4 protein-coding genes are annotated in these 1,830 nt (G+C 45.8%); 1 reads left to right on the plus strand and 3 read right to left on the minus strand.

Annotated features, from left to right (window positions below):
- Window positions 1-191: hypothetical protein (locus J3350_RS13805; protein ID WP_207687013.1), on the plus strand; the 191-nt coding region annotated here is incomplete at its 5' end.
- Between the two features lie 184 nt (window positions 192-375).
- Here J3350_RS13805 and J3350_RS13810 read toward each other — a convergent pair.
- From J3350_RS13810 to J3350_RS13820, 3 genes are all read right to left on the minus strand, one after another.
- Window positions 376-897, minus strand: a complete 522-nt coding sequence (locus J3350_RS13810; RefSeq protein WP_015564846.1) for a DUF1003 domain-containing protein — start codon at window positions 895-897, stop codon at window positions 376-378.
- 160 nt (window positions 898-1,057) lie between these two features.
- Window positions 1,058-1,582 (minus strand): flavodoxin family protein, encoded by a 525-nt coding sequence (locus J3350_RS13815; RefSeq protein ID WP_117538434.1) that lies wholly within the window; start codon window positions 1,580-1,582, stop codon window positions 1,058-1,060.
- Between the two features lie 96 nt (window positions 1,583-1,678).
- Window positions 1,679-1,830, minus strand: a 152-nt coding sequence (locus J3350_RS13820) for a transposon-transfer assisting family protein (protein ID WP_207687015.1), incomplete at its 5' end; no start/stop codon positions are given.

A 1,830-nucleotide genomic window follows, 5' to 3' on the forward strand; every position in this document is an offset into this window, starting at 1 on the left:
TCATTCCAGAACGGATCGAAGAAATCATCGAACAGGTTTTCATGGAAAACAGTCGGCATAAGCATAAATCATTCCTCCAATCCCGGCGTTCGGGTCGGGGCAAAAAATCTGAAGCGTCCACTCGGAAGAGCTTTCCGGGGAGTCTTGCGGCTCTCCTTTTTCCCTTCCTCCTGAGCACGCCACTGTTATAGCACCGCATTTTAGCACTGTCAATAGTAGAGTGCTAATATTCACGAAAAAATAATACTTTTGCAACAATATCTTGTATCTGTCTTTCCCCCATTACCACAATGAGACAAAAATCAACACCGGGAGATGGAATCGCACACCGTTTTCTTTCCGGCTTATCCCATTTTGGCGCAAAAAAGCTAGGATTCAGTTGTTTTCCTGCTGCTTTGTATGATTTTTGCCATCGTTTTGCAGCCGCTTTTCCAGTGCAGACTGCTTGGCAAGAATGGCGTTTACTTTATCGTACAGGTCCTCGATCATGATCTCGGTCTTCAGGTTGACTTTATAATCATTTTCTGCTCTGCGGCGGTCTTTTTCCTCCTGACGGTTCTGGCTCATCATGATCAACGGTGCCTGAATTGCCGCCACACAGGACAGTACCAGATTCAACAGAATAAACGGATACGGGTCAAACGCTTTGGCAGCCAGCACCGTGTTGACCACCATCCAAAGGATCAGAACACCGGTAAAGGAAAAGATAAACGCCCAGCTTCCGGCAAATTTTGCAATAGAATCCGCTGCACGCTGCCCCAGCGTATACTTTTCTTTTTCGCTTTCAGGACTGACGGAGATCTTACTGTCTGCCAGCAGATTCAGCACTTCCTCATCGGTCATGTCGTGCCGGATGTCCTTGAGTACCTCTTTTAACAGTTTTCTGTTTTCCTTCATAATGGTCACTCCTCTCTCATGGATGTTCTTGGTGGTAAACTGGAACTTGTCGGGGCGAGGCCCCTCCATCTTGCTGCGCAAGACCGTTCTGTCGCTTAAAAGCCCCACTGGGGCTTTCATTGCTCCGCTCCGCTGCGCAAACGCGAATTTGGTGTGTGCTTTATAAATTTTTTCCGATCCACTCAAGTTCGTTCATGGAATCCTTATTTTTTTCAAGTTCATCTCTGGCTGTTGCGTAATATGATTTTTTGAAAAGCATATCCCATGAAAGATATTTTGCCATACAGTCAAACTGCTTATCAATCAGCTCATACTGGATACTGCCTACGGGAGAACCACCTACAACAATCGTGCCAACTTTTTTGTTTTTTAACTGCAATCCACGGCAGTAGCACTTATCAATGATAAGTTTCAATTGTGCTGACATTCCCCACCAATAAACTGGTGTAGCAAAAAGAATCATATCTGCGGCAGCAATTTTATCAATTGTAGGATTTGTATCATCCTTATCGACGCATCCCTTAGAGCATTGACAGACACCACATCCCTTGCATGGTGCAATGTTGAGTTTGTCGGGTTCAATGATTTCAATTTTATTCTTTTCTGACGCTCCTTTTATAAATGCATTGATTGCTGCCAGCGTATTTCCTTTTCTGGCACTTCCATTAATGATTACAATTTTCATGCGTGTATCCTCCAACTTCCGAGTTGTCGAGTTCAGTATACCACACCGAATCCCATTGTAAAAGAGCCTATGTACGCCGCCCGCAGGCGGCAAAAATCAGTCCGGCGGAAATTCCAGTTCGGCAAACTCTGCATCGGTCAGCAGTTTCAGCTTTTCGATGACCTGTTCGGACAGTTCCCGCAGAGCAGTTTCATCGGGCATCAGGTAGCACTGCATCAGCCGCAGTTCGTGGATAAGCCCCAGCCGGG

This window comes from Faecalibacterium sp. Marseille-Q3530 (assembly GCF_017377625.1).
In the GTDB taxonomy this organism is placed as follows: domain Bacteria; phylum Bacillota; class Clostridia; order Oscillospirales; family Ruminococcaceae; genus Faecalibacterium; species Faecalibacterium prausnitzii_E.

Excerpts from the sequence above, each read along its gene's own strand:
- J3350_RS13810 (WP_015564846.1), bottom strand. The coding sequence starts at position 897 with ATGAAGGAAAACAGAAAACTGTTAAAAGAGGTACTCAAGGACATCCGG.
- J3350_RS13815 (WP_117538434.1), bottom strand. The coding sequence starts at position 1,582 with ATGAAAATTGTAATCATTAATGGAAGTGCCAGAAAAGGAAATACGCTG.